General features: G+C 44.2%; 16 protein-coding genes. 11 read left to right on the forward strand and 5 right to left on the reverse strand.

The features are described 5' to 3' along the window. Positions 1-56: 56 nt before the first annotated feature. Together ETF27_RS03695 and ETF27_RS03700 are read left to right on the forward strand one after the other, a co-directional pair. Positions 57-539 (forward strand): T9SS C-terminal target domain-containing protein, encoded by a 483-nt coding sequence (locus ETF27_RS03695; RefSeq protein WP_130830024.1) that lies wholly within the window; start codon positions 57-59, stop codon positions 537-539. Then, on the forward strand, positions 536-1102 hold the full coding sequence (locus tag ETF27_RS03700) for a calycin-like domain-containing protein (protein ID WP_130830023.1): 567 nt from the start codon (positions 536-538) through the stop codon (positions 1100-1102). The genes ETF27_RS03695 and ETF27_RS03700 overlap by 4 nt, the downstream gene beginning before the upstream one ends. A 498-nt stretch (positions 1103-1600) precedes the next feature. Here the strand turns inward: ETF27_RS03700 and ETF27_RS03705 are convergent, their stop codons facing one another. Next, complete coding sequence (locus tag ETF27_RS03705) at positions 1601-2698, reverse strand: SGNH/GDSL hydrolase family protein (RefSeq protein WP_130830022.1); 1098 nt, start codon at positions 2696-2698, stop codon at positions 1601-1603. Positions 2699-2789: 91 nt separating this feature from the next. On the opposite strand from ETF27_RS03705, the gene ETF27_RS03710 reads away from it, so the two are divergent. Then, the gene (locus ETF27_RS03710) at positions 2790-4598 is read left to right on the forward strand and encodes a MutS-related protein (RefSeq protein WP_130830021.1); all 1809 of its coding nucleotides are present in this window, start codon (positions 2790-2792) and stop codon (positions 4596-4598) included. Between the two features lie 186 nt (positions 4599-4784). Next, positions 4785-5798 carry a class II fructose-bisphosphate aldolase gene (locus ETF27_RS03715; RefSeq protein ID WP_130830020.1) on the forward strand — a complete coding sequence of 338 codons (1014 nt, stop codon included), beginning with the start codon at positions 4785-4787 and terminating at the stop codon, positions 5796-5798. Between the two features lie 354 nt (positions 5799-6152). Here ETF27_RS03715 and ETF27_RS03720 read toward each other — a convergent pair whose 3' ends face one another. Beyond that, positions 6153-7670 (reverse strand): NAD(P)H-hydrate dehydratase, encoded by a 1518-nt coding sequence (locus ETF27_RS03720; RefSeq protein ID WP_130830019.1) that lies wholly within the window; start codon positions 7668-7670, stop codon positions 6153-6155. Between the two features lie 90 nt (positions 7671-7760). On the opposite strand from ETF27_RS03720, the gene hpt reads away from it, so the two are divergent. The 4 genes from hpt to pgeF all read left to right on the forward strand — a co-directional run bounded on the left by hpt (position 7761) and on the right by pgeF (position 10959). Beyond that, on the forward strand, positions 7761-8300 hold the full coding sequence (hpt, locus tag ETF27_RS03725) for a hypoxanthine phosphoribosyltransferase (RefSeq protein WP_130830018.1): 540 nt from the start codon (positions 7761-7763) through the stop codon (positions 8298-8300). Continuing rightward, positions 8300-8872: an adenylate kinase gene (locus ETF27_RS03730; RefSeq protein ID WP_130830017.1), complete on the forward strand. Its 573-nt coding sequence runs from the start codon at positions 8300-8302 to the stop codon at positions 8870-8872. The genes hpt and ETF27_RS03730 overlap by 1 nt, the downstream gene beginning before the upstream one ends. A gap of 112 nt (positions 8873-8984) precedes the next feature. Then, a complete protein-coding gene (obgE, locus tag ETF27_RS03735; protein WP_130830016.1) occupies positions 8985-10154 on the forward strand; it encodes a GTPase ObgE in 1170 nt (389 codons plus the stop codon). Next, the gene (gene pgeF / locus ETF27_RS03740) at positions 10147-10959 is read left to right on the forward strand and encodes a peptidoglycan editing factor PgeF (RefSeq protein ID WP_130830015.1); all 813 of its coding nucleotides are present in this window, start codon (positions 10147-10149) and stop codon (positions 10957-10959) included. The genes obgE and pgeF overlap by 8 nt, the downstream gene beginning before the upstream one ends. Positions 10960-11624: 665 nt before the next feature. Here pgeF and ETF27_RS03745 read toward each other — a convergent pair. Together ETF27_RS03745 and ETF27_RS03750 are read right to left on the reverse strand one after the other, a co-directional pair. Beyond that, positions 11625-11810: a hypothetical protein gene (locus ETF27_RS03745; RefSeq protein ID WP_130830014.1), complete on the reverse strand. Its 186-nt coding sequence runs from the start codon at positions 11808-11810 to the stop codon at positions 11625-11627. Between the two features lie 73 nt (positions 11811-11883). Continuing rightward, positions 11884-13065 carry a phosphoribosylaminoimidazolecarboxamide formyltransferase gene (locus ETF27_RS03750; protein ID WP_130830013.1) on the reverse strand — a complete coding sequence of 394 codons (1182 nt, stop codon included), beginning with the start codon at positions 13063-13065 and terminating at the stop codon, positions 11884-11886. A 177-nt stretch (positions 13066-13242) separates the two neighbouring features. On the opposite strand from ETF27_RS03750, the gene ETF27_RS03755 reads away from it, so the two are divergent. Further along, positions 13243-13527: a hypothetical protein gene (locus tag ETF27_RS03755; protein WP_130830012.1), complete on the forward strand. Its 285-nt coding sequence runs from the start codon at positions 13243-13245 to the stop codon at positions 13525-13527. Between the two features lie 78 nt (positions 13528-13605). Here ETF27_RS03755 and rplS read toward each other — a convergent pair whose 3' ends face one another. Further along, complete coding sequence (gene rplS, locus ETF27_RS03760; protein ID WP_130830011.1) at positions 13606-13968, reverse strand: 50S ribosomal protein L19; 363 nt, start codon at positions 13966-13968, stop codon at positions 13606-13608. Between the two features lie 303 nt (positions 13969-14271). On the opposite strand from rplS, the gene ETF27_RS03765 reads away from it, so the two are divergent. Next, complete coding sequence (locus ETF27_RS03765; protein WP_130830010.1) at positions 14272-15093, forward strand: 5'-nucleotidase C-terminal domain-containing protein; 822 nt, start codon at positions 14272-14274, stop codon at positions 15091-15093. Next, complete coding sequence (locus ETF27_RS03770; RefSeq protein ID WP_147785507.1) at positions 15090-15926, forward strand: bifunctional metallophosphatase/5'-nucleotidase; 837 nt, start codon at positions 15090-15092, stop codon at positions 15924-15926. Before ETF27_RS03765 ends, ETF27_RS03770 begins: the two co-directional genes overlap by 4 nt. Positions 15927-15956 lie beyond the last annotated feature (30 nt).

Here is a 15956-nt window from a genome sequence, read left to right on the forward strand (position 1 = left end):
TTTCCATATTGTTTACTTTTGCATCCGTTTTCAGACTCGAAAAAACTTCAAACAATATGAGATTCAAAACAAATTTACGAAAACTGACATGCCTTTTGCTGCTGTCGATGGCTGGTGTTTCGGCCATGGCTGCCGACTACGTGCATGTCAAGGTCAGCGATGCTGACGGAACGGCGACGTTCTTCGCATTAGCCGACAAACCTGTAGTGTCTTTCACATCCGATTTTCTGGTACTTACGACCAAAAAGCAAACGGTTCAGTATCCCATTGCCGATTATCGCAAGATTGAATTTACAGAAGCCACTGGCATAACATCGGTTGATGCCAGCTCCAAAACAGGCATCTTTACCATCGGCAGCTCCCTTAAGGGTGAGCAACTCCCAGCTGGCCGCAAGGTGACGGTCTATGCTGTCAACGGCGAGGTGATTGGCAGCGCAACCGCAAGTCAGTGCGGAACAGTTGAGATACCACTCAACGGAAAGTCTGGCATATTTATCGTAAAAACATATTCTAAAACATTCAAATTCATCGTTAAATGAAAAAAATATTTTTACTCCTCGTTGTTGTCCTGACGGCAGCTTCTTATACCCATGCACAAACAGTAGTCGTAAACAAAAATGACGGTACGTCGGTAACATTTAATGCCAGCGACATCAAGAGCATTGAGTTCAGTCCTGTCGCTGAAAACACAATCGAAGGGTCATATACGGGAAAGAACTCGCTGATAGCATTCGGACTGGGGCCTTACAATGTTGAGAATGCCACCTATACCATCAGCAAGAATGCCGATGGCACTATCAATGTGACAAGTTCAAAGGAAACCTACACTGGGACACCGATGGGCAACATCGTCCTTGACACCTACACCATCAGCAATTTGGCTTTCGACGCCGCGAAGAACGCTTACTTCCGCGATTACAGGAATGATGGTATCAAGTTCACCTGCAAACTGGGACCAGCTCCTGAAGGCCAGTATGAGGCGAAAAAACTTGGCGACATGACTGTGTCGTTCGATGAACAAGGCGGAGTAACCATACTTAACAACTACAAACTGGGCAAATCTCCAGCTGCCATCCACGCTACATTTACTGGGAAAAAGTAGGCTTACGGATTGTCAGCACTTACGCAAGGTTGATGAAACCATAAAAAAGGAAATGGGAACGCTGCTTCTCGTTTCCTTTTTTTATCCAAATCGCTCGTCTGGGGCAGTACTGATTTTATTTGATTGCGAGCAGTTTGTTTATCGTTCTTTTAAATGACCGATATGGTCTTATTCTCATGAGTTGTCATAGAGTTTCATGCTGAACTGTAATTGGTCATTGACGCCGTACACAAAGCAAAGTTTTCGATACCGAATGGGGATCTGCGATTCGATGTTTGGTTGGAGGTGAATATCCTTTCCTAAGCTATCGCATGGCAAAAGCTCACCTTTTGTTTTGCAAAAGGTCAGCTATTGAACGGCGAAAGCTCATCTTTTGTAAGTGAGAATATAATTCCTTGGTATTCAGTGGGTTGCTTTTTGTCTGAAAAATCTTCTGATAATGGGATGTGTTGAAAGGGTTTGCCCGACTTGCAAGGTCGGGCAATACGCAGCCTTCACCTACCAGTTCATAATCTTTTGCAGAAAAGGCGTGAGTTCCTCTGCCATCCGCCCGTGCTGGAGGAGGCTCGGATGCCAACAGGCTCCGTAGCCGAGGTCGCCCGTCTGTGGTGTGAATGCGAACCGATAGATGTCTTTGTCGCCTTTTTCGTTGAACTCCCTCGTGAGTTTATCGAGGATGCTGCCTTGGATGTTATGCGTTTTTTCGGCCATCATCGGACCATTGAGCAGTACGATCTTCGCATTGGGATACGCCGTCCGCACTTTCAGGAGAAACTTGCGATAGGCTTTTTCATACAATGACGCATCGTAGTTGTTGGTAGAGAAGTCGTTGGTGCCCAGATTGATGCAGACCACTTGCGGTGTCCATTTCGTAAAATCCCATTTCTCTCGGTTGTCTCCGTAGATGGTGTTGTAGAACTCTTCTTGCATGGTAATCTTGTTTCCGCTTCTCGGTCCATTGTAATTCCTATAAACACCGATGCCGCTTCTGGCAACAGCGGTGTGTAGCGCATGAAGATTGCGACTTACGATACCGGCATAACTCATGTAGTGGTTTGCCGTCTCGTCCTCGTAAGGGTCGGCTTTGTCTGTGCTTTCAATGCCATAAGCACAAGTTATGGAATTGCCGATGAACTCTATTCTGCGGTCGGGGAGTTCGGGAGGCGTAATCAGTTTGCATCCTTCGTCCAATACAAATCCGCGAAACTCCGCATGTCGGGACATGCCTTCTATGGTGTAGGTTAGTTTCACTTCATGCGTACCTTCGGGAAGAGCTACAGCCAAATTTACAACCGAGTCTTTTGGAGCGTTGAAGCTCACCTTGAAAGGTGCTGCATTGTCGATTTCACACATGAAATAACCGCTTTTGGGCTTTGCAATCATCTTGAGCGACGTACCTTCAAACCGTGCGATAATTTCTATACCGGGCCAATTGAACATCGGACGTTCCACATCTTTGAAGCTGATGCGCCCCACATAACGGATGTTCTTGTCCGAGGGGCTGATGATGGAACCCTTTATGGGTAGCGTGGTCGATGCAGAGATGGTTATTGTCGTAAAGACTATGCAAATAATTGCAAATAGTTTATTTTTCATTGTAAAACATATGCTTTTATAATTTGCAAAGATATGGTAATTTTTGTATAACGACAAATCAATTTTTATACTTTTTGTTACTTTTGCAAACATGAACAAAGATTTGAACACGTACTATCATCGTCAAGTAGATGAACTTTCAAAAGCACTTATCGCGTTGCGTGCAAAGAGTAAGAGGTTTGTAGTGAGCGAAGTTCTTTCTTTTCTGTCGATAATTGTTTTTATAGTTCTTTTTACCATGTTGGAGAACGGAGCATGGACATTGTTGTTGGCACTGGCTTTTTTGTTTTTTTACTTTCTCATACGGCACAGAGATATATTGAACGACCAACGAATAGAAAAGAATGAAAATCTGAAATTGGTTTATGAAAAAGAACTTTGTTATCAAAAGGGAGATTTCTCTAAATTCGATAACGGAAAACGTTATATAGACACAATGCATCAATTTACATACGATCTTGATGTTTTTGGAGAAGGCTCTCTTTTTCAGCGCATCAATCGCACCATATCATCGGGTGGCAGCGATTGTTTGGCTGCGCATCTTTCCGGGAATTGGGAAGCAATGTCGGCAACAGAACTTGTGAAACACATTAAACAGCGTGGCATAACCATAGCCGAATTAAGCTCCAATGAATATTTTGTGTCGCATTTTAAGGCGCAGGGAGTACAAAAGATGATAGACACGGATGCCGTGAAAAAAGCTTTTGCCAATATTTCCGGCATTAAAATACCCGGTTATTTTTCCACTCAGTTATTTCGTCTTTTCATTTACGCAAACCTGACCGGGTTTTATTTTAGCGTGTTCTTTTCGATACGGGGCTTCCTTCCGGGTGTTCTTCCGTTGTGGTGGGGCATGTTTAATTTCTTTTTGGCAATGCTTTGTTCGCATAAATACATTAAACTGATAAATGAAGTCGTTTCAAAATTACAAGCTCAGATAAGAGGTTACGTGAACATCTCATCATTGGTCAATGAACAAACTTTTCAATCACCGGAACTCATCACGTTGAAGGCACAACTTTTGAGCGCAAAAGATTCGCTCGAACGATTGGAGCGCATCCTACAGAAAATAGATAACCGCAGCAATGAATTGGGAGTTGTGCTTTTTAACAGTTTCGGACTTTTGGATATCATCATCGTTCGGCATTTCCTAAATTGGCAGAAAACATGTGGGAGTGTTGCCGACAAGTGGATTGGAACTGTCGGAACTTTTGATGTTTTGGTGTCGATGGCGACTTTCAACATGAATGAAGATAAAGCAAATGCCGCAAACGTTGTCGAACAAAATGAGGTTTGCTATGAAGCACGAGCGATTTATCATCCGTTTTTGGGTGAGAAAGCCGTGAAAAATGATTTTAACATTCATCATCTCGACTATTCTATCATTACCGGAGCAAATATGGCAGGTAAGAGCACATTTCTCCGCACGCTGGGAGTGAATTATATTCTTGCCATGAATGCTCTGCCGGTTTTTGCCGATTCTATGAGGGTATCTGTTTTTCGGTTGTTTACCAATATGCGAACTACCGACGATCTGACACATGGCATTTCTTATTTTAATGCCGAACTGCTTCGCTTGCGCCAACTTATCGACTCGCTGCGACCCACTGTGCCAAGCCTTATTATCTTAGATGAAATACTCAAAGGCACCAATTCGCTTGATAAACTCAATGGCTCCCGACTTTTCCTTCAATATATATCTGAGAAAAACGTTACGGGCGTCATTGCCACTCATGATCTCGAACTATCCAAACTTGCGGATGAAATGCCTGGACGTTTCCATAATTATTGTTTTGAAATAGAGTTGGGAGAGAGGATAACCTATTCTTATAAAATAACATCCGGCGTGGCGCGCAATCAGAATGCAACGTTTTTGCTGAAGAATATTTTGAAAACTTGAGGATGGTATCTAAGCTGTGTAACGAAATTATTGCCGCGAATTGATAAATAAACAACAAAGAGCGTTATTTTAACAATAACTTTATATGAAATCTTGATTGAGGTTTGGTTTTCAGAAAATAAAATGTTATTTTTGCAAATGACAAGAATAAAGATGGTTATTCATTTTTAAATACATAATATTATCATGGCAGTAAATTACAAGGACTTAGGACTCGTAAACACTCGTGAGATGTTTAAGAGAGCAATTGACGGCGGATGGGCTGTTCCGGCATTCAACTTCAACAACCTCGAACAGCTTCAGGCAATCATTACCGCCTCTTCCAATATGAAATCGCCTGTTATTCTTCAGGTGTCGAAGGGTGCACGCAAGTATGCTAACCAAACGCTTCTTCGTTATCTTGCCGAAGGTGCCGTAGAGTTTGCCAAGGAATTGGGTTGCAAACATCCGGAAATCGTGCTCCATCTTGACCATGGCGACAGCTTCGAAGTTTGTAAGAGTTGTGTGGATTTTGGATTCTCATCGGTAATGATTGATGGATCGGCACTTCCTTACGAGGAGAATGTTGCCTTGACAAAGAAAGTCGTTGATTATGCTCATCAGTTTGATGTAACCGTTGAGGGCGAACTTGGGGTGCTTGCCGGCGTTGAAGATGACGTTGTGGCAGAGGAATCGCACTACACCAGACCGGAGGAAGTGGTGGATTTTGCTACTCGTACCGGCTGCGACTCTTTGGCTATTTCCATTGGTACATCACATGGTGCATATAAGTTCACACCGGAGCAATGCACGCGTGATCCGAAGACCGGTAGATTGATACCTCCTCCATTGGCATTCGATGTGTTGGAGGCTGTGGAGAAACAACTCCCCGGATTCCCCATCGTGCTGCACGGATCTTCTTCCGTTCCCGAAAAATATGTGGATATTATCAATGCCAATGGTGGCAAGCTGCCCAATGCCGTTGGTATTCCTGAAGAGCAGCTTCGCAAGGCTACCAAGAGTGCCGTATGCAAAATCAATATCGACTCCGATTCTCGCCTCGCTTTCACGGCAGGTGTTCGCCAAACGATGGTGGAACATCCCGAGTATTTCGACCCACGTCAGTATTGTGGCAAGGCACGCGAATACATGATCGACTTGTACAGCGAGAAAATCAAGGATGTACTCGGCTCGGACAATAAACTTGCCAACCTCGATTAATACATCCGGGATTGGTTGAATATAAAACAAATGGCGGTGGTTTCGTTAATGAAATCACCGCTATTTTTATTTCGGTTCTGTTCGCTCTGTTTGTAAAGAATATTCGTAATTATTTCCATAGCTAAGGTTTCGTGTTGCAAAAGCTTAGCTTTTGAACTGTAAAAGCTTAGCTTTTGAACTGCAAAAGGTAAGCTATTGGAAACTCGGAAATCAATCTATTTGTAGAAATTGGGTATTGTATTCATTAACAATCTGTTATGGGATTATTTTCTTTGGATTGTGGCTGTAAAAAATATTTACCTTAGATGGAGGCCTCACTGTGAGAAATCAGGCGAGTGGGACAAGAGACGGATTTTAGTCGTTTAGTTTCTTAAATGCTTCCGGAAGATACCTGATGATGTCGCCTGCCACAAGGCTTTCCTTTCCAAGTTCCTTCGCAGCCAAGTCGCCTGCCAATCCGTGTAGAAACATTCCCACTGCACAGGCGTTGGCATGCTTGTAGCCACGTGCCAACAGTCCGGTGATGATGCCCGTGAGCACGTCGCCACTGCCGGCTGTTGCCATGCCGCTATTCCCGGTTGAGTTGAATATTACGTTGCCATTTGGCAGACAGAGCGCGCTGCGATGCCCTTTCAACAGGATGAAAGCGTGAATGCCCTGCGCCATGTTCCGGGCTTGTTGCAGACGTTCGTAGTCGCAATTGGCGGGAACACTGCTGATTCGGTCGAATTCCAGTGGGTGTGGTGTCATGATGATGTTTCTTGGCAATTGTTGCATCCATGCTCTGTGGCTTGCCAAAATGTTCAAGGCGTCGGCATCTGCCACCACGGGGCATTGCGCCCGTCGTATTTGTGAAATCATCGCTATGGCGGTGTTCTCCATCTGTCCCAAGCCGGGACCTATTCCCAAGGCATCGAAATCTTCAGTATCGACAGCCTCCGAGAAGGCAGTTTCCTCATGATCCATCTGCATCACTGCTTCCGGCACTGAGATTTGCATGATGTCGTAATTCTTTTTCGGTGTGTGAACCGTAACCTTGCCCACTCCGGCTCTCAGGCAGGCTTTGGTTGCCAAGATGGAAGCTCCTGCCATACCGTAGCATCCGGCTATGATGAGCGCGTTGCCCATCTGTCCTTTGTGCGCAAAATCGTTGCGATGAAGCAGGAGAGGACGGATGTCTTTTTCCTCCAATAGTGTAAATTGGCACTCGGTTTTATCTATGAAGTTCCGATCCAGGCGAATGTCGAGTATTTTTATCCTACCCAAATAGGCTTGTGCGTCGCTAAAGAAGAAAGAAAGTTTCTTTTGATGGAGTGTCAGCGTGAGGTCGGCTCGAATGATGTTTGCGGTAACGTTTAGTGAATTGTCTTCAGGCATGAGCCCGGAAGGGATGTCTATGCTCACGACTTTTGCCGGACTTTGGTTGATGTATTTCACGAGCGATGCGAAACCACCTGCCAATGGCTTTGAGATGCCAGTTCCGAACAAACCATCGATGACCAAAGTGTCGGCAGTTAGTTCAGGTGGGTCGAAAGTGGTTGTTACTTCAGTGAAGTCCTTGAAATGTTTGATCTCTACGAGGCGTTGTTTGTTGATGGCACAATCTTCGGAAAGCTTGTCCGAGATGTTGAAGAGAACAACTTTCGGTTTGTAGCCTTCCGTCAATAACAAACGAGCCATTGCCAATGCATCCCCACCATTGTTGCCCGGCCCGGCAAAAACGACAATTGGCGTGTTGGTGTTCCATTCTTCCATGATGGCATGGGTCATTGCTTTGGCGGCACGCTCCATGATATCTACCGAACGAATGGGCTCGTGTTCAATTGTATATTTGTCAAGCTCGCGTAACTGAGCACTTGTAAATATCTTCATAACGTACGCAAATTTACAAAATAAATGTCAATCCTATAGATTGTTTGGCATAAATTTCGTAAATTTGCGCAAAATAACAGAGTTAGTACAATGAGTCGGGTAACAATAAAAGACAAAACGTTTGAGACTTCTATCACCGAAGCGGAAATCCTGGAGAGAGTCAGGCATGTGGCAGAAAAGCTGAATCACGACATGGAAGGTAAGAATCCGTTGTTCCTTGCCGTACTGAACGGAGCGTTCATGTATGCCGCCGATTTGATGAAGTTTATTACCATTCCCTGTGAAATATCTTTCGTGAAACTGGCTTCTTACGAAGGCACGGCTTCAACGGGAAAGATTAAGGAGGTAATAGGACTGAACGAGGATATTCGTGGGCGGCATGTCGTTATTGTGGAAGACATTGTGGACACCGGTGCCACTATGAAACGCATGATGGAAACTTTGGGAAAACGCGTCCCCGCCAGTATGCACATCAGTTCGTTGTTGGTGAAACCCGGCAAGTTGCAAGTACCCTTGAACATAGAGTATGCCGCCATGGAAATTCCCAACGATTTTATTGTGGGCTATGGATTGGACTACGATCAGCAGGGAAGGAACTTGAGAGATATTTACACATTAGTAAAAGAATAATGAAGAATATTGTGATTTTCGGTGCGCCGGGTGCGGGAAAAGGTACCCAGAGCGACAAGATGATTGAAAAGTACGGGTTTGAGCACATCTCTACCGGTGATGTGCTCCGTGCGGAGATTAAGAATGGTACGGAATTGGGCAAGACTGCCAAAGGATACATTGATAATGGGCAGCTCATTCCGGATGAGTTGATGATTGATATCCTCGCGAGTGTTTACGATAGCTTCGGAAAAGAGCACAAGGGGGTTATCTTCGATGGCTTCCCACGCACCATACCGCAGGCGGAAGCTTTGAAAAAAATGCTCACTGAGCGTGGACACAAGGTAGCAGCCATGATTGAACTCTTCGTTCCGGAAGAGGAATTGATGAAGAGATTGCTGCTTCGCGGTCAGCAGTGTGGACGCTCCGATGACAACGAGGAAACCATCAAGAAGCGTTTGCACGTTTATCACACACAAACCTCACCACTCATCGATTGGTATGAGAAAGAAGGCATCCACCATCATGTGGAAGGGCTGGGCACCATTGATGAGATATTCGCGAGAATAGCACAAGTAATTGATAATTTGTAAACAAAATCTCCCCAAGCATTTCCATGGGGTGTCTGCCTTTTTTCAAACTATGAGAGAAAATGGGGCATCCACTTTGTTCGGAAAAGCTTGGGGAGATTTCAGAAAATAGAATATGGAATCCAATTTTGTAGATTACGTAAAGATATATTGCCGTTCCGGAAAGGGCGGGAAAGGTTCCATGCACCTTCGACGAGAGAAGTATAATCCCTACGGTGGACCCGATGGAGGAGACGGTGGTAAGGGGGGCAGTATCATTCTTCGCGGCAATCACAACTATTGGACGCTGTTGCATCTTCGATACCAACGCCATGTTTATGCCGAGCATGGAGGAAACGGTGGACGCGACAAGTGTCATGGAACCGATGGAAAGGATATGTATATAGACGTGCCTTGTGGAACCGTGGTTTACGATGCGGAGACCGGAAAGTTTATCTGCGATATCTCTTTCGATAAACAGGAGGTCGTTTTGCTTAAGGGGGGCAGGGGAGGACTTGGGAATTTCCAGTTTAGAACCGCCACCAATCAGGCACCACGCTACGCTCAGCCCGGAGAGCCCATGCAGGAAATGACCGTCATTCTTGAGCTGAAACTGCTCGCTGATGTGGGATTGGTGGGTTTCCCGAATGCCGGCAAGTCCACTTTACTGTCTGCCTTGTCGAGTGCAAAACCCAAGATAGCCAATTATCCTTTTACCACGATGGAACCCTCCTTGGGAATCGTGAGCTATCGCGATAACCAAAGCTTCGTGATGGCGGACATTCCCGGAATTATAGAGGGCGCAAGCGAGGGGAAAGGACTTGGATTGAGGTTTCTGCGCCACATTGAGCGCAATTCACTCTTGCTCTTCATGGTGCCCGGAGAAACTGATGATATCAAGAAAGAGTATGAGATTTTGTTGAATGAGTTGAGACAGTTCAATCCGGAAATGCTTGATAAACACAGGGTGTTGGCAATAACCAAGAGCGACTTGTTGGATGATGAGTTGATTGAAATGCTGAAAGATACACTCCCCACAGATTTACCAACGGTTTTTATATCGGCTGTTTCAGGAATGGGATTGAACAGCCTGAAGGATTTACTTTGGAAAGAGCTCAATGCAGAAAGCAATAAGTTGCAAGATATCACGTCGGAGGACACGTTGGTGCATCGCGATAAGGATATGACACGGTTTGAAGCTGAGATACACGCTGAAGGAGCGGACGTGGAAGAAATCGATAGTGTAAGCGAAGAGGAAATCGATGATATCGAAGAACTTGACGACTTTGAATATACGGATGATTAAACCAAAGTTACATTATTACGATTTGGGTGCGGAGATTGTGGCTTTCAGTAGTACGCGACACGGAGGAGTGAGCAGGGGACGTCATGCCGAGTTCAATATTAATAGGTATTGTAGCGATGATGTTAAAAATGTGGCGACCAACCGCGAGGCGTTGGCTGAAGCGTTGGGACTATCCGTTGATAAACTAATAGTTCCGCATCAGATTCATAAGATTGATTCGCGCCGTATTGAGGAAGAGTTTTTCACGTTGTCGCAAATCACTCGTGATAAGATACTTGATGGTGTTGATGCCGTGATGACCAATGTGCCGGGAGTTTGTATCGGTGTTTCGACGGCGGATTGTATTCCCGTGCTTGTTTATGATGAGAGAAAGCGTGCGACAGCTGCCATTCATGCCGGCTGGCGTGGCACTTTACGACATATAGTGTGGAAAACAATTCGGGAAATGGTTGTTGGATTTAGCTCTGAGCCTAAGGACTTAAAGGCGGTGATAGGTCCGGGAATCTCAATAGAGAACTTTGAGGTGGGGCAAGAGGTCTATGACGCTTTTGCTTCTGCCGGCTTTGATATGACTGCCATTGCAAAACAATTCCCTGCTTTCGGGTTGAATGCTGAAGAACCGGAAATGAAATGGCATCTTGATATCCGGATGTGTAATCAATTGGATTTGGAAAGAGCAGGACTTGTTGCCGAAAATATCCTTGATACAGGTATTTGTACCTACGATATGGTGGATGATTACTTCTCGGCACGAAGATTGGGCATCCGCTCCGGTAGAATTTACAACGGCATTATCATAAAGTAAAGTAATTGTTTTACTTCTTGTTTCTAATGACCGCCATCGGAAATATTCAGTTATATGGGTTTGTTATTCAGCTGTTTACTAACTAAAAGCCATACGCAATAAACTCGCATCAACCCCTGCCCCTGTCCGGATCAAGATAAAAGACAAGCATATTCTCTTTGTTTAGTCGGTTCGTTGAAAAAGCGAAAATCCTTCCCGGCGATATGGAAAAAGTTCGATAATGTCCTAAATTTTCTTCATTCATCTATCCAAAGCTTAGCTTTTGCTTTCCAAAAGGTAAGCTTTTGCAATGCAAAAGGTCATGAATCGGAGTGCAAAAGGTAAGCTTTTAAATCGTAATTAATATCATTCTGATTATCAATAAGTTATGAGGTGTACTTCGGGTGTGGTTTTTGTAATATAATTTCGTGGTGATGGTTGAGTCGAATGTGCGCTATCAAGCGTCTGTTTGCCATCATCCGAATACGAATTGGAGGCATGAGGAAATTTGTGCTATTCGAGATTGGAACAAAATACGTCAAGTCGCATGACTTGATGCAACTTTGCGTGAGGTTTCAACAAAATCATTCAGGACACCATTGGAACAAGATGAAAGATTTTTCTTTGTCGTGCGACAAAGAAAAATCCTAATGACCGATTTGGGCTAAACTTTATTCCTCATGAGGCTATTTGTGCCTGTTGGCTCGTTGTTGGCGATATTTCGCTTTTTGTTTCGCACTTCCCGAGCCGTGAGCCCCCGTGATGTATTTCTTCTTTTTTGCTTTGGTCTTGATCTTGTCTTCGGCTTTCTTGGACTTTGGCGCACCCTTAAAAACCATTCCACTCTCGATTATTTCGTCAATGTCGCTCATCTTTATTATATTAGGTGGGTAAATTCGGCATACATTCCCCATTCCCTATAACAAGGAGTGGGGAATATGGGAATTAATGATGGAATAATCTTATACCGGTGAATGTCATCGCGATGTCGTATTTGTCGCAGGTATCGATGACATTATCGTCGCGGATGCTCCCACCTGCTTGTGCGATGTATTCCACTCCGCTCTTGTGCGCACGCTCAATGTTATCGCCGAAGGGGAAGAAAGCATCAGAACCCAAAGCCACTTTCTTATTTTGTGCGAGCCATTCTTTGCGTTCTTCTGCTGTCAGCGGCTCCGGTTTCTCCGTGAAGAAGAGTTGCCATATTCCCTCTTTTAGTATGTCTTCGTATTCATCCGAGATATAAATATTGATGGAATTGTCGCGATCGGCTCTTCGTATGCCGGCTTTGAATGGAAGGTTCATTACCTTTGGGCATTGGCGGAGCCACCATTCATCAGCTTTGTTGCCTGCCAATCGTGTGCAGTGAATGCGGCTTTGTTGTCCCGCTCCGATGCCGATGGCTTGTCCGTCTTTCACATAGCATACTGAATTGCTCTGTGTGTATTTTAGGGTAATGAGCGATATAATGAGGTCGCGTCTTGCTTCTTCCGGAAAGTCCTTGTTTTTTGTAGGGATATTCTCAAACAATTCAGGGACGTAAAGCTTTACTTCGTTGCGACTTTGTTCGAATGTTATTCCAAATACCTGTTTGTGCTCTATGGTTGCAGGGCGATACTTGGGATCCATCTCAATAATATTATATGTCCCTTTGCGCTTGTGCTTCAATATTTCCAATGCTTTCGCTGAATAACCTGGCGCGATTACTCCATCGCTTACTTCGCGGTTGATGAGTCGGGCTGTAGCTTCATCGCATATATCGCTGAGAGCACAGAAATCACCATAAGAGCACATGCGGTCGGCACCTCTTGCACGGGCATAAGCCACTGCCAAAGGGGTGAGCTCAAAATCAATGTCATCTACAAAATATATCTTTTTCAGCGTGTCGTTAAGCGGTAAACCGATGGCAGCACCTGCGGGACTGACATGCTTGAACGAAGCTGCTGCCGGTAATCCGGTTGCTTCTTTCAGTTCTTTTACGAGTTGCCAGCTGTTGAGTGCATCCAAAAAATTGATGTATCCCGGTCTGCCGTTCAGCACTTTGATGGGAAGTTCTCCCTCTTCCATATAGATTCTGGAAGGTTTCTGATTCGGATTGCATCCGTATTTGAGTGATAATTCTTTCATATATATAATGTCGTGATGGATTTATTATTGCAAAGATAGTCAAAAGAACGGAGACTGCTGTCGTGTGGCGATAGTTTTATTCAAGTTTTCTGATTTTTTGCTGAATTTTCATCTTGCTTCTTATTTTTATTTATAATCTTTTAGTACTTTTGCATCTGAAAAATTAGAGAGATAAAAATGAGTAAGAGTGTTAGAAATTTGGTGGAAGAATGGGGGCGAAAAGCACCTCGTCATTCCTTGATGATAGCCGACTTTGAGAAAGTTTCTGCCAAACTTGAAAAGCATCATATTCATCTGCGCTCCGGTTCGTTGCGCAAACTCTGGGGATATGTTGTTTCAAAGGAAAAGCCCTCTCAAAAGTCATTGGATAGATTGGCGCTTTTTGCCGGCTTTCAGTCTTGGAAAGATTTTCAGAAAGCCATCCATGGTGATGGCGACGGACAATTGAATTATGAAGACTGATGACCGGTTGTGGGGATAATGAAAAAAGGTTCGGATAAAATTCCGAACCTTTTTAATTCTGTTGGATTATCGAAAGGTTTACTTTTCGGCAACAATCTTTCTTCTTTCCTGAATGCGTGCTGCCTTACCCGTGAGCTTGCGCAGATAGTAAAGCTTTGCGCGACGCACCTTACCGCGTTTATTCACTTCAATGGAATCGATGTTTGGAGATTCCATCGGGAAGATGCGCTCCACACCGATGGTGCCTGACATTTTGCGAACAGTGAAACGTTTCTTTTCTCCCTCGCCACTAATTTTAATTACAACACCGCGATAGAGCTGAATACGTTGTTTGTTACCCTCGACGATTTTGTAAGCGACAGTTACAGTATCACCGGATTTGAACTCCGGGAACTTCTTGCCGGTTGCAAATGCTTCTTCAGCAACTTTAATTAAATCCATTTTGTTTGATAATTAAATATTGTTTGTCGTTCCAATACAACATGGCTCACGACTCTTCCGTGACCAGCGGTTATACCGAAAAGCGGTGCAAAGTTACGATAATTTATTTAATTCCGCACGTATATGATATGTTACTTCATATCCATTTAAACAATTTTTGCATTTTTAATATATCATCTTCTGTTTTTTATCACTCTATAATGGTGAGTTTTTGCTATCTTTGCAACGGATTGAATATCATATTCGTTCCAACGATAGATTATACGATATTTATTCTTACCACAAATATAATTGCAGGACATAATGAAAAGAAAATTTATTTTGATGATAGGTTTCGGATTGTTCCTTGTTTTTACGGGATGTTCCACTCACTATCAGCTGGCAGCTATCAGTCGAAGCCGAATTCTTGTCGATAGTAATTACGATGGCTCCACCAATCCGAACGTCATGGCGTTCCTCGCGCCTTACAAATACCGGGTGGATAGTCTGATGGAGCCCGTCGTGGCACGTTCAGATCACTATATGAAAGCGAGAAGACCGGAGAGCGACCTGTCTAACCTTTTAGCGGATATCATGGTTTGGGGCGCGAAAGCCTACAATGAACAAGTGGATTTCGCTGTTTACAACATGGGAGGCATACGTGCCGATCTGCCCTCAGGGGACGTAACCTATGGGGATGTGCTGGATATCGCGCCTTTTGAAAACAAGATTTGTTTCCTTTCCCTTACCGGAGATAAGGTGATGGAACTCTTCCGCCAGATAGCCTCCACCGGCGGTGAGGGAGTGAGCAAGGGTGTTGAGCTCATGTTGAGCAAGAACAATCGTCTCTTGCATGCTTCCCTGAATGGAAAGCCTATTGATCCAAATGCGAAATACCGCATTGCGACCATTGATTATCTGGCACAAGGCAATGATAAGTTGGAGGCGTTTAAGTTTAAGACTGAATTTAACGCTCCGCAAGACGAATCGAATAACTCACGCTATATCATTCTTAATTATTTCAAACAGCTCACCGCAGAAGGGAAGACGGTAAACAGCGCAACGGAGGGGCGCATCGCTTACTATAAGCCCAATGATGATAGAATTGGCGTAATTGGAATTAACAAGAAACAGGAAAAACAATGAAAAAACAAATATTGTCGCTGACACTATGCATGATAAGTTTGGTGGCAGTGGGTCAGGGAAAGCAACTCACCATCTTGCATACGAACGACACACACAGTCAGATTATGCCTTTCAAGTCCACATTGGCCGATACGCTAAAAGCCGGACGGGCAGGTTTTGTGCGCAGAATAGAAATGTTGCGAAACGAACGTGAAAAAGATCCAGATCTGTTGCTGTTCGATAGTGGGGACTTTTGTCAAGGCTCACCTTATTTCACAATGTATAAAGGCGATGTAGAGGTGGGACTCATGAACATGATGGGGTACGATGCCGGAACAATTGGTAATCATGAGTTTGATTTTGGAATGGCGAACATGATTAGATTGTTCAAGCAGTTGAACTATCCTATAGTATGTGCTAACTATGATTTCACGGGAACGGAATTGGCGGAGATAGTAAAACCTTACACCATCATTAAGCGTAAAGGAATAAAAATAGGAGTGTTTGGTTTGTCGCCGGAATTGCGAGGACTGGTGATTGAGGCAAATTATGAACCCTTGAAATTTATGGATCCCATTGCCTGCGCTCAAAAATGCGCTGATGAACTGAAAGCGAAAGGTTGCGACTTGGTGATTTGCATTTCGCATTTGGGAGTGAATATTGCCGGTGTCAGCGATGAAGAGATGGTAGCGGGAACGCGAGGTATCGACTTAGTGCTTGGTGGTCATTCTCATACTTTCTTGAAAGAACTCCTATATGTTAATAACAAAGATGGGAAGCCCGTAGGTATTGATCAGAATGGGAAGTCGGGAATCTATGTGGGGAAGATGGTATTAACCCTCAATAGGAAGTAACTCTTGTCCTTTGCACACAAAAAACGGTCG

This window comes from Prevotella brunnea, assembly GCF_008016795.1.
Taxonomy (GTDB): Bacteria; Bacteroidota; Bacteroidia; order Bacteroidales; family Bacteroidaceae; genus Prevotella; species Prevotella brunnea.

What these genes read in the sequence shown, in the direction of transcription:
- ETF27_RS03695 (WP_130830024.1), top strand. Translation starts at nt 57, where the DNA reads ATGAGATTCAAAACAAATTTACGAAAACTGACATGCCTTTTGCTGCTG.
- ETF27_RS03700 (WP_130830023.1), top strand. Translation starts at nt 536, where the DNA reads ATGAAAAAAATATTTTTACTCCTCGTTGTTGTCCTGACGGCAGCTTCT.
- ETF27_RS03705 (WP_130830022.1), bottom strand. Translation starts at nt 2,698, where the DNA reads ATGAAAAATAAACTATTTGCAATTATTTGCATAGTCTTTACGACAATA.
- ETF27_RS03710 (WP_130830021.1), top strand. Translation starts at nt 2,790, where the DNA reads ATGAACAAAGATTTGAACACGTACTATCATCGTCAAGTAGATGAACTT.
- ETF27_RS03715 (WP_130830020.1), top strand. Translation starts at nt 4,785, where the DNA reads ATGGCAGTAAATTACAAGGACTTAGGACTCGTAAACACTCGTGAGATG.
- ETF27_RS03720 (WP_130830019.1), bottom strand. Translation starts at nt 7,670, where the DNA reads ATGAAGATATTTACAAGTGCTCAGTTACGCGAGCTTGACAAATATACA.
- hpt (WP_130830018.1), top strand. Translation starts at nt 7,761, where the DNA reads ATGAGTCGGGTAACAATAAAAGACAAAACGTTTGAGACTTCTATCACC.
- ETF27_RS03730 (WP_130830017.1), top strand. Translation starts at nt 8,300, where the DNA reads ATGAAGAATATTGTGATTTTCGGTGCGCCGGGTGCGGGAAAAGGTACC.
- obgE (WP_130830016.1), top strand. Translation starts at nt 8,985, where the DNA reads ATGGAATCCAATTTTGTAGATTACGTAAAGATATATTGCCGTTCCGGA.
- pgeF (WP_130830015.1), top strand. Translation starts at nt 10,147, where the DNA reads ATGATTAAACCAAAGTTACATTATTACGATTTGGGTGCGGAGATTGTG.
- ETF27_RS03745 (WP_130830014.1), bottom strand. Translation starts at nt 11,810, where the DNA reads ATGAGCGACATTGACGAAATAATCGAGAGTGGAATGGTTTTTAAGGGT.
- ETF27_RS03750 (WP_130830013.1), bottom strand. Translation starts at nt 13,065, where the DNA reads ATGAAAGAATTATCACTCAAATACGGATGCAATCCGAATCAGAAACCT.
- ETF27_RS03755 (WP_130830012.1), top strand. Translation starts at nt 13,243, where the DNA reads ATGAGTAAGAGTGTTAGAAATTTGGTGGAAGAATGGGGGCGAAAAGCA.
- rplS (WP_130830011.1), bottom strand. Translation starts at nt 13,968, where the DNA reads ATGGATTTAATTAAAGTTGCTGAAGAAGCATTTGCAACCGGCAAGAAG.
- ETF27_RS03765 (WP_130830010.1), top strand. Translation starts at nt 14,272, where the DNA reads ATGAAAAGAAAATTTATTTTGATGATAGGTTTCGGATTGTTCCTTGTT.
- ETF27_RS03770 (WP_147785507.1), top strand. Translation starts at nt 15,090, where the DNA reads ATGAAAAAACAAATATTGTCGCTGACACTATGCATGATAAGTTTGGTG.